Annotated in this window: 16 protein-coding genes and 1 tRNA gene; 15 read left to right on the top strand and 2 right to left on the bottom strand. The window is 62.3% G+C overall.

The window, feature by feature from the left end; all coding sequences use genetic code 11:
• Positions 1 to 28 precede the first annotated feature (28 nt).
• The 4 genes from ACSMXM_RS15195 to ACSMXM_RS15180 all read left to right on the top strand — a co-directional run bounded on the left by ACSMXM_RS15195 (position 29) and on the right by ACSMXM_RS15180 (position 3,425).
• Entirely contained in the window at positions 29 to 1,576 is a 1,548-nt protein-coding gene (locus ACSMXM_RS15195; RefSeq protein WP_460317270.1) for a CpaF family protein, read from the top strand.
• On the top strand, positions 1,576 to 1,893 hold the full coding sequence (locus ACSMXM_RS15190) for a hypothetical protein (protein ID WP_460317269.1): 318 nt from the start codon (positions 1,576 to 1,578) through the stop codon (positions 1,891 to 1,893). Before ACSMXM_RS15195 ends, ACSMXM_RS15190 begins: the two co-directional genes overlap by 1 nt.
• Positions 1,894 to 1,962: 69 nt before the next feature.
• A complete protein-coding gene (locus ACSMXM_RS15185) occupies positions 1,963 to 2,526 on the top strand; it encodes a hypothetical protein (protein WP_460317267.1) in 564 nt (187 codons plus the stop codon).
• Entirely contained in the window at positions 2,505 to 3,425 is a 921-nt protein-coding gene (locus ACSMXM_RS15180) for a tyrosine recombinase XerC (RefSeq protein ID WP_460317265.1), read from the top strand. The genes ACSMXM_RS15185 and ACSMXM_RS15180 overlap by 22 nt, the downstream gene beginning before the upstream one ends.
• A gap of 29 nt (positions 3,426 to 3,454) precedes the next feature.
• Here ACSMXM_RS15180 and ACSMXM_RS15175 read toward each other — a convergent pair whose 3' ends face one another.
• Entirely contained in the window at positions 3,455 to 3,976 is a 522-nt protein-coding gene (locus ACSMXM_RS15175; RefSeq protein ID WP_460317263.1) for an SH3 domain-containing protein, read from the bottom strand.
• Between the two features lie 79 nt (positions 3,977 to 4,055).
• Between ACSMXM_RS15175 and ACSMXM_RS15170 the strand changes: the two genes are divergently transcribed.
• The 10 genes from ACSMXM_RS15170 (at position 4,056) to ACSMXM_RS15125 (ending at position 12,454) form a co-directional block, all read left to right on the top strand.
• Positions 4,056 to 5,051 (top strand): 2-hydroxyacid dehydrogenase, encoded by a 996-nt coding sequence (locus ACSMXM_RS15170; protein WP_460317621.1) that lies wholly within the window; start codon positions 4,056 to 4,058, stop codon positions 5,049 to 5,051.
• Between the two features lie 159 nt (positions 5,052 to 5,210).
• Positions 5,211 to 5,543 carry an ArsR/SmtB family transcription factor gene (locus ACSMXM_RS15165; RefSeq protein ID WP_460317262.1) on the top strand — a complete coding sequence of 111 codons (333 nt, stop codon included), beginning with the start codon at positions 5,211 to 5,213 and terminating at the stop codon, positions 5,541 to 5,543.
• Positions 5,544 to 5,555: 12 nt separating this feature from the next.
• Positions 5,556 to 5,984: an arsenate reductase (glutaredoxin) gene (gene arsC, locus ACSMXM_RS15160; protein ID WP_460317261.1), complete on the top strand. Its 429-nt coding sequence runs from the start codon at positions 5,556 to 5,558 to the stop codon at positions 5,982 to 5,984.
• Positions 5,984 to 7,270 carry an arsenic transporter gene (locus ACSMXM_RS15155; RefSeq protein ID WP_460317260.1) on the top strand — a complete coding sequence of 429 codons (1,287 nt, stop codon included), beginning with the start codon at positions 5,984 to 5,986 and terminating at the stop codon, positions 7,268 to 7,270. Before arsC ends, ACSMXM_RS15155 begins: the two co-directional genes overlap by 1 nt.
• Complete coding sequence (locus tag ACSMXM_RS15150; RefSeq protein ID WP_460317259.1) at positions 7,267 to 7,590, top strand: YnfA family protein; 324 nt, start codon at positions 7,267 to 7,269, stop codon at positions 7,588 to 7,590. The genes ACSMXM_RS15155 and ACSMXM_RS15150 overlap by 4 nt, the downstream gene beginning before the upstream one ends.
• Positions 7,591 to 7,623: 33 nt before the next feature.
• Complete coding sequence (arsH, locus tag ACSMXM_RS15145; RefSeq protein WP_460317258.1) at positions 7,624 to 8,370, top strand: arsenical resistance protein ArsH; 747 nt, start codon at positions 7,624 to 7,626, stop codon at positions 8,368 to 8,370.
• Positions 8,371 to 8,633: 263 nt separating this feature from the next.
• Positions 8,634 to 9,416, top strand: coding sequence for an SDR family NAD(P)-dependent oxidoreductase (locus ACSMXM_RS15140; RefSeq protein ID WP_460317257.1), 783 nt, complete (start codon positions 8,634 to 8,636; stop codon positions 9,414 to 9,416).
• 243 nt (positions 9,417 to 9,659) lie between these two features.
• On the top strand, positions 9,660 to 10,229 hold the full coding sequence (locus ACSMXM_RS15135) for a CarD family transcriptional regulator (protein ID WP_460317256.1): 570 nt from the start codon (positions 9,660 to 9,662) through the stop codon (positions 10,227 to 10,229).
• A 209-nt stretch (positions 10,230 to 10,438) separates the two neighbouring features.
• A tRNA-Leu gene (locus tag ACSMXM_RS15130) sits at positions 10,439 to 10,525 on the top strand.
• A gap of 204 nt (positions 10,526 to 10,729) precedes the next feature.
• The gene (locus ACSMXM_RS15125) at positions 10,730 to 12,454 is read left to right on the top strand and encodes an N-acyl-D-amino-acid deacylase family protein (protein ID WP_460317255.1); all 1,725 of its coding nucleotides are present in this window, start codon (positions 10,730 to 10,732) and stop codon (positions 12,452 to 12,454) included.
• Between the two features lie 35 nt (positions 12,455 to 12,489).
• Here ACSMXM_RS15125 and ACSMXM_RS15120 read toward each other — a convergent pair whose 3' ends face one another.
• Positions 12,490 to 13,125: a TetR/AcrR family transcriptional regulator gene (locus ACSMXM_RS15120; RefSeq protein WP_460317254.1), complete on the bottom strand. Its 636-nt coding sequence runs from the start codon at positions 13,123 to 13,125 to the stop codon at positions 12,490 to 12,492.
• 134 nt (positions 13,126 to 13,259) lie between these two features.
• On the opposite strand from ACSMXM_RS15120, the gene ACSMXM_RS15115 reads away from it, so the two are divergent.
• Positions 13,260 to 15,401, top strand: coding sequence for a TonB-dependent receptor (locus ACSMXM_RS15115; protein WP_460317253.1), 2,142 nt, complete (start codon positions 13,260 to 13,262; stop codon positions 15,399 to 15,401).
• Positions 15,402 to 15,426: the final 25 nt, after the last annotated feature.

Raw genomic sequence — 15,426 nt, 5'->3', positions numbered from 1 at the left:
CGGGGCGTGTCGCTGACGGGGATTGGGCATGAGCGGATTCGGCAAGAGGTCGGGATCGATTGGCGCCGGCATAGGGGCAGGCCGCAAGGGCAATTTCGGTCAGGCCGCCCCCATGCACAGTCATGGCAATGCCGCCCTGAAGATGGAGCCGGAGGACGATCCGGAATTCGAAGAAGCGCCGGTGCCTGAACCTGCGCCCGCCGCCACAGTTCCGCAGACAGATATGGCCGTCAATCCCGTCCATCAGGCGATGGAACGGCTGGAGGCTCGTGGCCGCGCGCCCGCCGACAATGCGCGCAGCACGCAGGGCGGTTTCGAACAGGCAATCTACCGCATCAAGGAACAGGTCATGCCGCGCCTTCTGGAGCGCATCGACCCAGAGGCGGCGGCAGCACTTTCAAAGGCTGAATTGTCGGACGAATTCACACCGATCACGACCGAAGTGCTGGCGGAACTCAGATTGACGCTCAACCGGCGCGAACAGATCGCGCTGGAGAAGGTGCTGATCGACGAATTGCTGGGCCTTGGCCCGCTGGAAGAGTTGCTGGCCGATTCAAAGGTGACCGACATCATGGTCAACGGTCCGGACCAGACCTATGTCGAGCGCGATGGCAAGCTGACCCTCGCCCCCATTTCCTTCCGCGACGAGGAACATCTGCATCAGATTGCCCAGCGCATCGTCAACCGCGTGGGACGCCGCGTCGACCAGACGACACCGCTGGCGGATGCGCGGCTGGAGGATGGCTCGCGCGTCAACGTGATCCTTCCCCCGCTCAGCCTGAAGGGCACGGCGATTTCCATCCGGAAATTTTCCGAAAAGCCGATCACTCTGGAAAATCTGCGCGACTGGGGCGCGATGAGCGATGCCATGTGCACCGTGTTGAAGGTCATGGCGGCCAGCCGCTTCAACATCATCATTTCGGGCGGCACGGGGTCGGGCAAGACCACCATGCTGAACGCATTGTCGAAAATGATCGATCCCGGCGAACGTGTCATCACGATCGAGGATGCTGCGGAGCTGCGGCTTCAGCAGCCGCACGTCCTGCCTCTGGAAACGCGGCCAGCGAACCTTGAGGGGAAGGGCGCGATCACCATTCGCGACCTTGTCATCAACTCCCTGCGTATGCGCCCCGACCGCGTCATCCTGGGCGAAATTCGCGGGCAGGAATGCTTCGACCTGCTCGCCGCCATGAACACCGGCCATGACGGTTCCATGTGTACGATCCACGCCAACAGCCCGCGTGAATGCCTCGGCCGCATGGAAAACATGGTTTTGATGAGCGATATCAAGATCCCCAAGGAAGCGATTACGCGGCAGATCGCCGATTCCGTCGACGTGGTGGTGCAGGTGAAGCGCCTGCGCGACGGCTCCCGCCGCTGTACCTCAATAACAGAGGTGTGCGGCATGGAAGGGCCAGTCATCGTGACGCAGGAATTGTTCCGTTTTCACTATCTGGACGAGGACGATAATGGCCGCATCATCGGCGAATATCGCTCCTCCGGATTGCGGCCACACGCGACCGAAAAGGCAAAGGCCTTCGGTTTCGAAAAACCCCTTTTGGAGGCATGCCTGTAATGGATATCCAAAGCGAAGATGCCCGCGTCGCCACCGCCGACGCTTTTGACGAAATGACAATGCCCACCATAATCGCGGAAAGCGTCGGCGCACCAAAGACGCTGCGCAAACGGCCCATCCGCACCAAGAAAAAGGAAGAGGTCGAATTCGTCTTGGAGGACGGCACCAACCTGACCGGCTTTATCTTCCTTAGCCTGGACGAGCGCGTGCTGGATTGCCTCAACGACAGCAGGCCTTTCTTTCCCTTCCTGACGGAGGATGGCGAAATGCTGCTGCTGGCAAAGAACCGCATCGCGGTCTGCCGTCCGCTCAGCTAATATCATTTAATCAAGCGGTAAGCCTGTTCGCTCGCAAGCCCTTAAATCTGTCATGGCAGAAGGGGACGCATGAACATCATCGATTTCAACAGCCACGCCCGCCGCATCATCGCCGACAGGTCGGCCACCTTGGTCCAGACGAACCAGGCACTTTACGAATATGCGACCGGCGCACTCGGCGTGCAGGAGGCGGCGCAGGCCGCATCCCTGTCGCTCATATCCGCGCCCGACCTCGCTGGCGTTATCCGCACCGTAACGCAGCAATGGCCGTCGGAACTCGATATCGACATGGTCGGCCTCGCCCTCGTCGCGCATGACGAGGCATTCCGCGCAGGACCGGAGGGCATACAGCGTTTGCCCGCGCGCCGCGTACGCGCCTGGGCACAGGGCGGAGAAGGCGTCCACCTGCGCGCGGTCGAGGGGGCGACACAGCTTTTCGGCGATACGGGCGAGGGCGTAAAGACGGTTGGCGTCGCGCCGCTCACCCTGCCCCGCCCCCTGGGTCTTGGCATTCTTGCCTTCGGTTCGCTGCGCGCCTCACCGCCCTCGGCCATGGACGATTCCGGCTTATTGGACTTTCTCGCGGCGGCTGTTTCGCGCAAGCTCACCTCATGTCTGACACAGGTGCATTAGCGACAAGCGCAAAGGAACTGGTGGTGGACTGGTGCGCCGCGCTGGAACATGCCGAGCGGCGCTCACCGCACACGCTGCGCGCCTATCGCGCAACGCTGTTGCGGTTCCTGTCCTTCCTGACCGGGCATTTCGGGGCGCCGGTGACGGGGTCTACATTGGCAGGTGTCGAGCTTTCCGATCTGCGCGCCTATCTGTCGCATCGGCGGGCGCACGCGCTCTCCAATCGAAGTGCCGCGCGAGAGGTGGCGGCGCTGCGCTCCTTCTTTCGCTGGACAAAACGCGCGCGCGGTATCCAGTGCGCCGCCATTTCGGGCCTTTCGACGCCCAAGGCGAAGCAGCGCGTTCCGCGGCCCGTGGCGCCAGCAGAGGCGAAGGACCTTGCCGCCGTACCCGACGACGCCTCCTGGACGCAGAAGCGGGATGCTGCGGTTCTCATGCTGCTTTACGGGGCCGGCCTGCGTATCGCGGAGGCGCTGTCACTTACCCCCGCCGCCCTGGGGGGCGAGACAATCCGCATCACCGGCAAACGGCAAAAGGTGCGGCAAGTGCCGCTGCTGGCGCAGGTGGCGGACGCAATCGCCCTTTATCGCGAATCCTGCCCCTTCACCCTGTCGCCGCATGATCCCCTGTTTCGCGGCACGCGCGGCGGGGCGCTTTCGCCCGGGGTGGTGCGAAAGAACATGCGAAGCGCGCGCATTGCTCTCGGCCTGCCGGACACGGCGACGCCGCATGCCCTTCGGCACAGCTTTGCTACCCACCTGCTCGCCCGCGGCGCGGACCTGCGCGCCATTCAGGAACTGCTGGGACATGCCAGCCTGTCCTCCACGCAGGTCTATACAGAGGTCGACGCCGCGCACCTGCTGGACGTTTATCGCAATGCCCACCCCCGCGCCGAATGATCGCGCGGGCGTGGGGCAGCACAGCGCGGTCAGTTGATTTCCTCGTCCTTATAGACGCCCCACAGGTCCAGATTCTTGACGAATCCCGCGCGCCCGTCGACCTGCACCCGGCACCAGCCTGATTCGCACAACTGTACCCTGACGATCACCCCCGGCTCCGCCCGCCAGACCGGCGGCGCATCCAGCTCGGGTCGCGCCCGCGCCGTCGTGACCTTGCCGACGATCATGCCGGTGCGCGCACCTGACAGCAGCGCCTTGTCCATCCAGCCTTCCTGGCCATCCGGATCGCGAACCTTTCGGTGGATACCCCATTCGTCGACCACCTCCAGCGGCAGCCCTTCGCGCACGTACATCCATTTCGCCGGATAGTCGCGGCCCGGCCCGGCGCGCATGCGCGCCTCATTTGTTCCCAGCGATACAAAACGCGGGATGGGCAGCCCGGATCGTCCCCGTTCGGCCTCCACCGACTGGCCAAAGGCAGGGGCGGGGTCGACGGGCAACAGCGAGAGGAGCAGCAAAGCGGCCAGCGAATATTTCAGCATGCCGCGCATTGTGGATTTCTGTGCGAGTGCCCGCAAGGGGGAAAGCCGTGCGCTTGACCGGCGGCAGGCTGCGACGTACCCGTTCCCCATGCCAGCACAGCGTCCCGCCCGCCCCAAACTGTTCGTTACACGCCGCCTGCCGGATGCGACGGAATCCCGCATGAACGAGCTGTTCGAGGCGGTACTGCGCGACCAAGACACCCCTCTATCGCGAGAAGAAATGGTCGCCGGCCTGCACGATTGCGACGTATTTGTCCCCACCGTGACGGACGAGATCGATGCAGACCTGATCGCCGCGGCGGGCGACCGGGTGAAGCTGATTGCGAATTTTGGCGTCGGCGTCGATCATATCGACCTGGCCGCCGCGCACGCCCGCGGCATTCCCGTCACCAATACGCCGGGCGTTTTGACCGACGATACCGCCGACATGACCATGGCCCTGCTGCTTGCGACCGTCCGCCGCATGCGCGTGGGCGAGGCAAGCCTGCGCGATGGCTCCTGGAGCGGCTGGGCGCCCACGTCGCTGCGCGGCACGCGTATCGGTGGAAAGTCGCTGGGCATCGTCGGCATGGGCCGCATCGGGCGTGCCGTCGCGCTGAGGGCACGAACCTTTGGCATGAAGGTGCATTACCACAATCGCCACCGCCTTCCCGATACGGTGGAGGGCCAGCTTGGCGCGACCTGGTGGGACGACCTCGACGCCATGCTTCCTGAAGTCGACATTGTTTCCATCCATTGTCCGCTGACGCCGGAAACGGATGGCCTGTTCGATGCGACGCGGCTCGCGCGGCTGCGGGAACATGTCTATCTGATCAACACCGCGCGCGGAGAGATTGTCGACGAAGCGGCCCTCGCCGCCGCTCTAGCTTCGGGCAAGCTGGCAGGCGCAGGCCTGGATGTATTCGCCGACGAACCGAACGTGCCCGACGCGCTGAAGGCGCTGGATAGCGTCACCCTGCTGCCGCACATGGGCTCCGCCACGTTCGAGGGACGACAGCAAATGGGCGAGAAGGTCATCACCAATATCCGCGCCTGGTCCGACGGCCACCGCCCACCCGATCAGGTTCTGGAGGGCTGGGCCTAAGCCGCCGCAGGTAGATCGCGGCAAACAGGCACCACCGCGCCGGGGCAATTGCCACCTGACGTCCCTGGCCCGCCCCGCCTCCACAAAAGCCTCACCTGCACACAAGCCTCGCCTCCACAAAGACCTCGCCTCACATCACATATCCGTTATGCTGGATATATGGAAACCGAATCGGCCATTTCCGCCCTCGCGGCGCTGGCGCAGGCGACTCGCCTCGATACATTCCGTTTGCTTGTGCGCCACGAACCGGATGGCCTGGCCGCAGGGGAAATCGCGCGCCAGCTCGACGTGCCGCAGAACACCATGTCGTCGCACCTCGGCATCCTTGCCCGTGCCGGTCTGGTACTGTCCGAGCGCCACAGCCGCTCCATCGTCTATCGCGCCGACATTGACGGGCTGCGCGCGCTCACCCTGTTTCTCGTAAAGGATTGCTGCGCCGGATCGCCGGATCTGTGCGCGCCCCTTCTCGCCGAACTCGCCCCCTCCTGTTGATAAGGATGCATCATGGCCGTCGATATCGTTATCTATCACAACCCGGAATGCGGCACGTCCCGCAATACGCTGGCACTGATCCGCAATGCAGGGATCGAGCCCCATGTCGTCGAATATCTGAAAACGCCGCCCGCGCGCGCCCTGCTGGTTGACTTGATGGCCCGTGCAGAGATCTCGCCCCGCCACCTGCTGCGGGAAAAGGGGACACCCTATGCCGAACTGGGCCTCGATGACGCCTCCCTGTCCGACGATGCCTTGGTCGACGCCATGATGGCGCACCCGATCCTGATCAATCGCCCTCTTGTCGTATCCCCTCTCGGCGTGGCGCTTTGCCGCCCGTCAGAGGCTGTGCTGGACCTGCTGCCCACGGGCCAGCTCGGCGCCTTTACGAAGGAGGACGGCGAGCTGGTCGTGGATGATTCTGGCCAGCGCGTCGCCTGATGCTGCTCGCGCTCGCGATCTTCATTGCCACGATCACGCTCGTCATATGGCAGCCTCGCGGTCTGGGCATCGGATGGAGCGCACTTGGCGGCGCCGGCCTGGCGTTGCTTCTGGATGTTGTTTCCCTGTCCGACATCCCCGTGGTGTGGGATATCGTCTGGAATGCAACGGGCGCGTTCATCGCGATCATCGTGATCAGCCTTGTTCTGGACAAGGCGGGATTCTTCGAATGGGCCGCCCTGCATGTCGCCCGCTGGGGGCGCGGCAATGGGCGCGCCCTGTTCGTGTTGGTCGTTCTCCTGGGCGCCGCCGTCTCGGCCCTGTTCGCCAATGACGGTGCCGCCCTCATTCTGACGCCCATCGTCATCGCCATGCTGCGGGCGCTGGGCTATGATCAGAAGGGGACGCTGGCCTTTGTCATGGCCGCCGGCTTCATCGCCGACACCGCCAGCCTGCCGCTCGTCGTTTCCAATTTGGTCAATATCGTGTCCGCCGATTTCTTCGATATCGGCTTCGGCGAATATGCATTGGTTATGGTGCCGGTCGATCTGGTCTCCATTGTCGCCACGCTGGGCATGTTGATGCTGCTTTTCCGGCGCGACATTCCGGGGGCCTATGATGCCGGACGGCTTCCCGCTCCGCGGGAGGCAATCAAGGACATCGCCACCTTCCGCGCCGGCTGGGTCGTCCTCGGCTTGCTGCTTGCGGGCTTTTTCCTACTGGAACCTGTCGGCGTCCCGGTCAGCGCGGTTGCCGCGGTCGGCGCCATCCTGTTGCTGATCATCGCTTCGCGCGGCCATGTCGTGCAACCGGCCAGGGTGCTGCGCGGCGCACCGTGGCAGATCGTGCTGTTTTCGCTCGGCATGTATCTGGTCGTCTATGGCCTGCGAAATGCGGGAATGACGGACCAATTGGCCGTCCTTCTCGACCTCACTGCCCGGGGCGGGGTATGGGGCGCGGCCTTGGGAACGGGCTTCATCTCTGCCATCCTTTCCTCGGTCATGAACAATTTGCCGACCGTTCTGGTGGGCGCACTTTCCATTGAGGGCGCGCATGCCACGGGCGCGGTCAGGGACGCGATGATCTATGCCAATGTCATCGGCTGCGACCTCGGCCCGAAAATGACACCGATCGGATCGCTCGCTACCCTGTTGTGGCTCCACGTTCTCCGCGAAAAGGGGATACGAATTGGCTGGGGCTATTATTTCAAGGTGGGGGTGACGTTGACGATCCCCGTTCTCCTCACGACGCTGGCAGCGCTTGCCCTCAGGATATCGCTCGGATGACGGCGCTTCTCTACATTGGCGCGGCACTTGCCGAAATCGCCGGCTGTTTCGCCTTCTGGGCGTGGCTGCGTCTTGGGAAGTCGGTCCTCTGGCTGATCCCCGGAATCGCCTCCCTCATCCTCTTCGCCTGGCTGCTGGCGCGCGTGGACAGCGCTGCGGCGGGCCGCGCCTACGCCGCCTATGGTGGGGTTTATATCTGCGCGTCGCTGCTGTGGCTGTGGAGCGTGGAGGGGGTGCGCCCCGATCGCTGGGACGTGGCCGGCGCTGCCCTGTGCCTGATCGGCGCCAGCGTCATCCTGCTGGGGCCTCGAACCGCCTGACGTACATTATTCGATCTGCACTGGACGCCCTTCATGCCTCTCCGCGACCTTCCCGATCCGGCCCATCTGCCGGCGCTCGACCCCGCTTTCGTGCACCGGCGACCGGCGCTGGACCTGGGATCGGACCAGCACCCCCCGCGCATCCTGTTGCTGTATGGCTCGCTGAGGGAGCGGTCCTTTTCCCGCCTTGCGGTAGAGGAGGCCGCCCGCCTGTTGCAGCTGTTCGGGGCGGAGACGCGGATATTCGACCCCTCCACCCTACCCCTGCCCGATCAGGTCGCCGGTGACGATCATCCCGCCGTTCATGAACTGCGCGATCTTTCCATGTGGTCGGAGGGGCAGGTCTGGTGCAGCCCCGAACGCCATGGCCAGATAACCGGCATCATGAAGACCCAGATCGACCATTTGCCGTTGGAAATGCGCGGCATGCGCCCGACGCAGGGGCGCACGCTGGCCGTCATGCAGGTGTCTGGCGGGTCGCAGTCGTTCAACGCCGTCAACACGTTGCGCCTGCTCGGTCGCTGGATGCGGATGTTCACCATCCCCAACCAGTCCTCCGTTGCGATGGCCTATAAGGAATTTGACGAGGATGGCCGCATGGCACCGTCCAGCTATTATGACCGGATCGTCGATGTGATGGAGGAACTGGTGCGCTTCACCGTCCTGCTGCGTCCGCACGCGGGACAGTTGGTCGACCGCTATTCCGAACGCAAACAGGCTGGAATTCTCGTGGATCGCGACACCGATTTGTCCAGCATTGCGATTGCCCCGCAGGGCTGAACAGCTCCGCGATGTGCGGATCGCACTTGCACAATAGGATTCGCCATGAGACAAACCGTATCTCGAAATTATATAATGATTCCTCGCGCACGGGCGCGCGCATGCGCGCTGTGTGTATGTTTCCGTCCGGTTCGCCGGTGTCCGGTTTGGGTTGCCGGCCCCCGCCAGACCTCTAGGACGAACGCGCCTATTGAAATGTCGAAGGGGCGCAATGCGGCGCCTCCGTCTAATGGTCGCGCCAGACCGAATTGCAGGAGAAGATTATGAAGCTGGAAGGTTTGTCCGCCGTTGTCACTGGTGGGGCATCGGGCCTTGGCCTCGCCACGGCCACACTGCTCGCCCAGAACGGCGTGAAGGTCGCCATTTTCGACATGAACGAAGAAACCGGGCAGGCCGCCGCGTCCGAACACGGCTTCACCTTCTGCAATGTCAACGTAACCTCTGACGACAGCGTCGATGCGGGCTTTGAGCAGGCGCGCGCGGCCAATGGCCAGGAACGTATCCTCGTAAACTGCGCCGGTACGGCGAACGGCATCAAGACGGCCAGCCGGTCAAAGACGGACGGCGCGATCAAGCATTTCCCGCTCGATGCGTTCAATACCATCATCCAGATCAACCTGATCGGCACGTTCCGCTGCATCGCGAAGTCCGCCGCCGGCATGATGACGCTCGACCCGATGGGCGAACACGGCGAGCGCGGCGCGATCGTCAATACGGCGTCAGTGGCGGCAGAGGACGGCCAGATGGGCCAGGCCGCCTATTCCGCATCGAAGGGCGGCGTCGTCGGCATGACACTGCCCATCGCGCGCGACCTGATGGGGGAGGGTATTCGCGTCAACACGATCCTGCCCGGCATTTTCAACACGCCGTTGATGCAGGGCATGCCCCAGCATGTGAACGACGCGCTCGCCGCCTCGGTCCCGTTTCCGAAACGCCTCGGCGATCCGCAGGAATATGCCAGCCTGGCAGTGGAAATGTGCCGCAACTCCTACTTCAACGGCGAGGATGTACGCCTGGACGGTGCGATCCGCATGGCACCGCGATAAAGCGACGGCCTGCGACGACGCATCATTGGCGGCATAGTAGCGCGCGGCGCAAATTTATGTTATAATCCTGACACAATCGGGGCTTCCCGTACGTAACTCAGATATATGGTCCCCTCTGCCGCAGCCTGCGCGGCAGTCGAGACATTGTGACAATCAGAGCAGGCATCTCGCATGTGAGCCCCTGCCATTGGCGCCCCCTGTTCGGGACGCCGGCGCAGATTCGGCCCTGCGACAGGAGTGAACATGGCAGCTAAAAAATCCTCGTCTCTCAACTTTTCCTCTGGCGATTTCGTCGTCTATCCAAAACACGGCGTGGGCCGTGTCATGGAAATACAAAGGACGGAAATCGCAGGCGAAGCGCTGGAACTCTACGTTCTGCGGTTCGAAAAGGAGAAAATGACCCTTCGCGTTCCCACGCTGAAGGCGGAAACCGTCGGCATGCGCAAATTGTCCAGCCAGGCGACGCTCGCCGATGCCATGACCACGCTGAAGGGCAAGCCCAAGGTGAAGCGTACCATGTGGTCGCGGCGCGCGCAGGAATATGAGGCGAAGATCAATTCGGGCGACCTCGTGTCCATCGCCGAGGTTGTGCGCGACCTGCACCGTGCGGAGGATCAGCCGGAACAATCCTATTCCGAACGGCAAATCTTCGAGGCTGCCATCGGCCGTCTCGCCCGCGAACTCGCCGCGCTCGAAGGCACGAACGAGGACGAGGCACAGGAAAAGATCGTCGGCGTCCTGGTGAAAAAGGCCGCTGCCGCGGCAAAGGTCGCCAAGACAGCGCAGATAGAGGATCAGGCAGAAGCTGCCTGATCGACACCCACTGGGCGGTTGACAGCAGGGGCAAATGCCCTGCCCCGACCTGCCGCCCAGTGACCGCGCACCTGCGGTTTTGATTTATGCCTATAAATCAAGGATTTGCCGCTTTCGTAATTTCGCACGCACCATGCTTGCGGGGTAGCGGCATGGCTGCTAAGTGGCGGCGCTTCGGATGGCCTTCGGCGCCATCCGCCATCACGCGTGCGGTCGTGGCGGAATTGGTAGACGCGCAACGTTGAGGTCGTTGTGGGCGAAAGCCCGTGGAAGTTCGAGTCTTCTCGACCGCACCACATGGATGTCTTTGGCTCGCCTGAACTGCCGTGAGCCATCTTTCAATCAGGCAGCGATATCCAGGCCGGGGGAAATTGCCCCCGCTAATGACCTCGCGCCCGGTGCCCCCCAGCAATTTTGGGATATTTGCAGTCAACAGCGGCGGCGCCTATCCTTCACATATCAGCGGACCCTAGAGCCCGCGTGTCAGGGGAGAGAGAGCATTGTCCGAGTTCGACTTGGTGCTGCGTGGCGGAACGATCGTGGACGGCAGCGGCGAGCGGCCCTTCATTGGCGACGTCGCAATCCTGGCCGGTCGTATTGCCGCCATTGGCGTTGTGGAAGGGACCGGCACACGCGAAATCGATGCCGCCCGACGGCTGGTGACCCCCGGCTTCGTCGACGTTCACACGCATTATGACGGACAGGCGATCTGGTCCGACCGGCTGAACCCTTCGTCTGCCCATGGCGTGACCACGGTGGTCACGGGCAATTGTGGCGTGGGCTTCGCCCCCTGCCGCCCGCAGGATCACGATCTGCTGATCAACGTGATGGAGGGTGTCGAGGACATTCCCGGTGTCGTGATGGCAGAGGGGCTGAAGTGGGACTGGGAGACATTTCCCGAATTCCTCGATGCGCTCGACGGTCGCAGTCGCGACATCGACATGGCGGTCTATCTGCCGCACAGTCCGCTGCGCGTTTATGTGATGGGCGACCGCGGGGCGCGGCGGGAGGCGGCGACTCCCGACGATCTGTCGCGAATGCGGATGATCGCGAGGGAAGCGATAGAGGCCGGCGCGCTGGGCTTCGCGACGTCGCGTACCTTTTTCCATCGGACCGCAGCCGGCGATGCCATTCCCAGCTTCGACTCTTCACAGGCGGAACTAGAGGAGATTGCGATGGGAATGGCCGATGCCGGTGGCGGCGTCATGCAGGCAGTGCTCGATGTTCCCAACCATAGCTGGGTCGAGGAACTGAAAGGTATTCAGGCCATCATCGAGAAGTCCGGTAGACCCGCGACGTTTACCCTTGCCGCACCGAATTCCGGGCCGCCCATGTGGCTGCCGGTCATGGACATTCTGGACCAGGCGCAGGCAAGTGGGCAGCCGCTGACGGCTCAGGTTTTCCCGCGGCCCATCGGCATGATCGCCGGACTGGCTCTTTCCACGAATCCGTTCAGCTTTTGCCCCAGCTTTCGCCCGCTCGATGGGCTCCCGCTCGACCAAAAAGTGGCTGCGATGCGCGATCCCGCCACGCGCGCGGCGATCATCGGAGAGGCGCCGGTGGACGGCCACCCCTTAGGTGCAATGGCCCGGAACTGGGACTGGATTTTTCCGCTGCGCGACCCGCCGGAATATGAACCCTCGGCAGACGAAAGCGTGGCCGCGCGTGCGAAGGCAGCGGGCATTACGCCCCAGGAAATCGCCTATGACATGCTGCTGGAGGATGACGGCAGGGCCATGCTCTATATCGCGCTTGGCAATTTCCACGACAACAGGCTGGATGTCGTCAAGACGATGATGGACCATCCCAATGCCATTCTGGGACTTGGCGACGGCGGCGCGCATTATGGTGTGATTTGCGACGCCAGCTATCCCACCTTCATGCTCTCCTATTGGGCGCGGGATCGGCAGGGTGAGCAAGTGCCGATCGAACGTGCCGTCAAGATGCTGGCCCGCGATCCTGCCCATGCTGTGGGGCTGCTCGACCGGGGTTTGATTTCCGTAGGGTTAAAGGGCGACCTGAACGTCATCGATCTTGAGCGGATGCAACTTCACAAGCCGGAAATCCGCCATGACCTACCCGCCGGAGGGCGCAGACTGGATCAGCGCGCAACGGGATATGACTATACCATCGTGTCCGGCGAGGTGATCGCTGAGCATGACCAGCCAACCAATGCCCGCCCGGGGAAACTGGTGCGCGGCGCACAGCAGGCGCCGACCGCATAGACTGGCGCGGGGGCAGGGCCGCCCTCCGCTCAGGATCAACGGCGAACAGCGGCAAGGGTCAACGCACGAAGCAGGTCGCGAAAGTCCGACAGTTCTTTTGGATCGGCGCAATCATAGCGGCGCGACGCGCCAAACTGGTTGGCGTTGCAGACGTAGTAGAGAATGCTGCTGCCGACAGTGTTGAGCAAATGCACCGGCGGGATCGCACGGAATTGCCCTGCCGCAATTCCCTCGCTCACGATCCTCTCGATATCCAGCAGTGTCGTCTCGGAAAACTCAACCGGGTCTTGGGCGCGGGGTGCGATATCGGCGACATTCCGTTGAATGATGCGCGCTGCCGTCGGCCGGTCGACCATGAAATCGAGCCAGCAATCAAAGAGCGCCAATAGCTGCGCGAGCGGGTCGTCGGCAGGCGCCACCCTGTCAATTGTGGCTTCGTGGAGCGCCGAGAAGATGCTCGCCTCGACTTCGTCGTACAGCACCTGCTTGCTGGGAAAATAATAGACGATGGACGGGCGGCGGATGCCGACCGCAAGGGCGACATCCTCCAGACGCGCACTCGCAAAACCCACCTCGGCAAACAGGGTTTCCGCCGCCGCCAGGATCGACCGGCGCGTGGCCTCCCCGCGTTCCTGCCGTGCCGGAGGCCGTTCTGCATCTGCCACACCCATTGGCCATCCTTTCGATCATCGCGCCGTCACGAGCCACTATAGCAAAACAAAAAACTTGAAAACTACCGTCATGTAGGTAGAATTAGAATCAGCAGGGGACGGGAGATCCCTTCGACATCTTGAGGGGGACGCTAATGCGCTCGACGAATTTCACACTCACATCAGTAAGTTTGCTCCTGTGTTCGGCCGGGACGGCCATAGTCGCCGCTTCCCCCGCCATGGCGCAGGCGCAGCCGGTAACATCCACCGCCTCACCCGGAACGGAGGGGCTGACGGAAATCGTGGTGACCGCCCAGCGGCGCGAAGAATCGCTTCAGGATGCCGAGGTTTCCGTTCTTGCCTTCGATGAAGACGATATTGAGGCGAAGGGTCTCTATGACATCACGGACCTGGACAATTTCGCACCCGCGCTGGAGGTCACGCCACATCCGAACAGTACCGGGACCGCGCAGATTTTCATTCGCGGCGTGGGTCTGAACGAGGATCAGATCACACAAGACCCGAGTGTCGCGACCTATCTGGACGGGGTCTATCTCGGCCGTTCGCAGGGCCTCGCCAACGATCTCGCCGATATTGCCCGTATCGAGGTTCTGCGCGGGCCGCAGGGCACGCTTTACGGTCGCAACGCCACTGGCGGCGCGGTGAATTTCATTACCGTGGCACCAGAACTGGAAGAGCTTGGCGTTCGCCAGCAGGTCACATTGGGCAGCCGCGATCTCCTCCGCCTGAAGACATCGGTCAATATTCCCCTCGGGCAGACCGCGGCAGCGCGTCTCACCTATCTGAAGGTCGAGCAGGACGGCTTCATCGATAATGTCGGCACGGGAGTAGAGCGTTTCGGTGATCGCGATCGGCAGGGTTGGCGGGCGGACCTTTTGTGGGAGCCGACGCCCGACCTCAGCCTGCGTTATTCCTATGACCACTCAGAGCTGGACGACACGCCGGGATTCATCGGCCGTGTTCCCCTTTATCCGGAAACTGCCCCCCTTCCTGAGGAAGGAAGCGAATTCGTTTCCGGTCTTCAGCGGAACAAGGTGCGGGCCGATGGCCACACGCTGCTAGCAGAGTGGAGCATCAACCCCTCGACCACCTTCAAGTCCATCACTTCATTCCGTGATCTGGAGACATTCCAGAACCAGAATTATCTGGCGGGTGTCCTCGGACCATTCCCTCTCTTCGTCACGGCGGACGACGTAAACCAAGAGCAGTTCAGCCAAGAACTTCAAATTCTTGGGGATTTCGGTCCCGCGTTCGAATATGTCGTCGGCGCCTATTATTTCGAAGAGCAGGCGGAAAATGTCGATAATCTGGAAGATCAGCTGCAGGAGACTGACAATAGCTCCTACGCGCTTTTTGCCCAGGGCACGTACACGCCGCCAATCCTCGACGAACGTCTTCACCTGACGCTGGGACTGCGCTGGTCACAGGATGATCGTTATGCCTTTCTGAGCGAGGACGGCGTTTCGGCAGACGGGGATGAGAGTTTTTCAAATCTAAGCCCCACATTTATCGCTGCCTACGATGTGACGGATGACGTAAATCTCTACGGCAAGATCGCCGCTGGATATAAAACAGGTGGATTCAACACTCGCGCCAGCTCGCTTGCGCGCTTTTCCGACGGTTTCGATGAAGAGACGCTCACCGCGTATGAAATCGGATTGAAATCGGAATTCTGGGATCGGCGCGCGCGGTTCAACCTTGCCGCATTCTATTCGGATTATACTGATATTCAGGTCAATGTTCAGTCGGTCGCCAACGACCCGACCGTGACCGACGTGCTGAATGCGGGCAAGGCCAGGATCAAGGGGGTCGAGGCCGACCTGACGCTGGCGCCCGGGGCCGGACTGGAGGCGAGCCTCAGCTATGCCTATCTCGACCCCGAATATGTTGAGATCATCGATGCGGCCGGCGTCGATGTCTCGTCGGGGTTTCGCTTCATCAATAGCCCGGCGCACAGCTTCAGCGGCAACATCAGCTATACGCTGCCGCCCACGCCGATCGGCGATCTGCGTGCAGACCTAACTTATTCCTGGCGGGATGAGCAGTTTGCGAGCAGCACGGTCAATCGCGGCGAACTGATCATCGACAATTACGGCCTGCTCGGCGCGCGCCTGTCTCTTTCGGAAATACCGGGCCTCAATGGCGTTCGTGCGGCGCTCTGGGGACGCAACCTGACCGATGAAGTCTATTATCTGGCTCATTTCAGCCTTGGCGTTCCCGCCGCATATTTCGGCGAGCCGCGTACATTCGGGGTGGACCTGTTCTTCGACTTCTAGGGGGCTGCAGATCTTACACCGGATG

It is taken from the genome of Pacificimonas sp. ICDLI1SI03 (assembly GCF_054740865.1).
The sequence above is the reverse complement of the archived record's forward strand: the minus strand, read 5'-3'. Positions and strand labels throughout refer to the sequence as shown.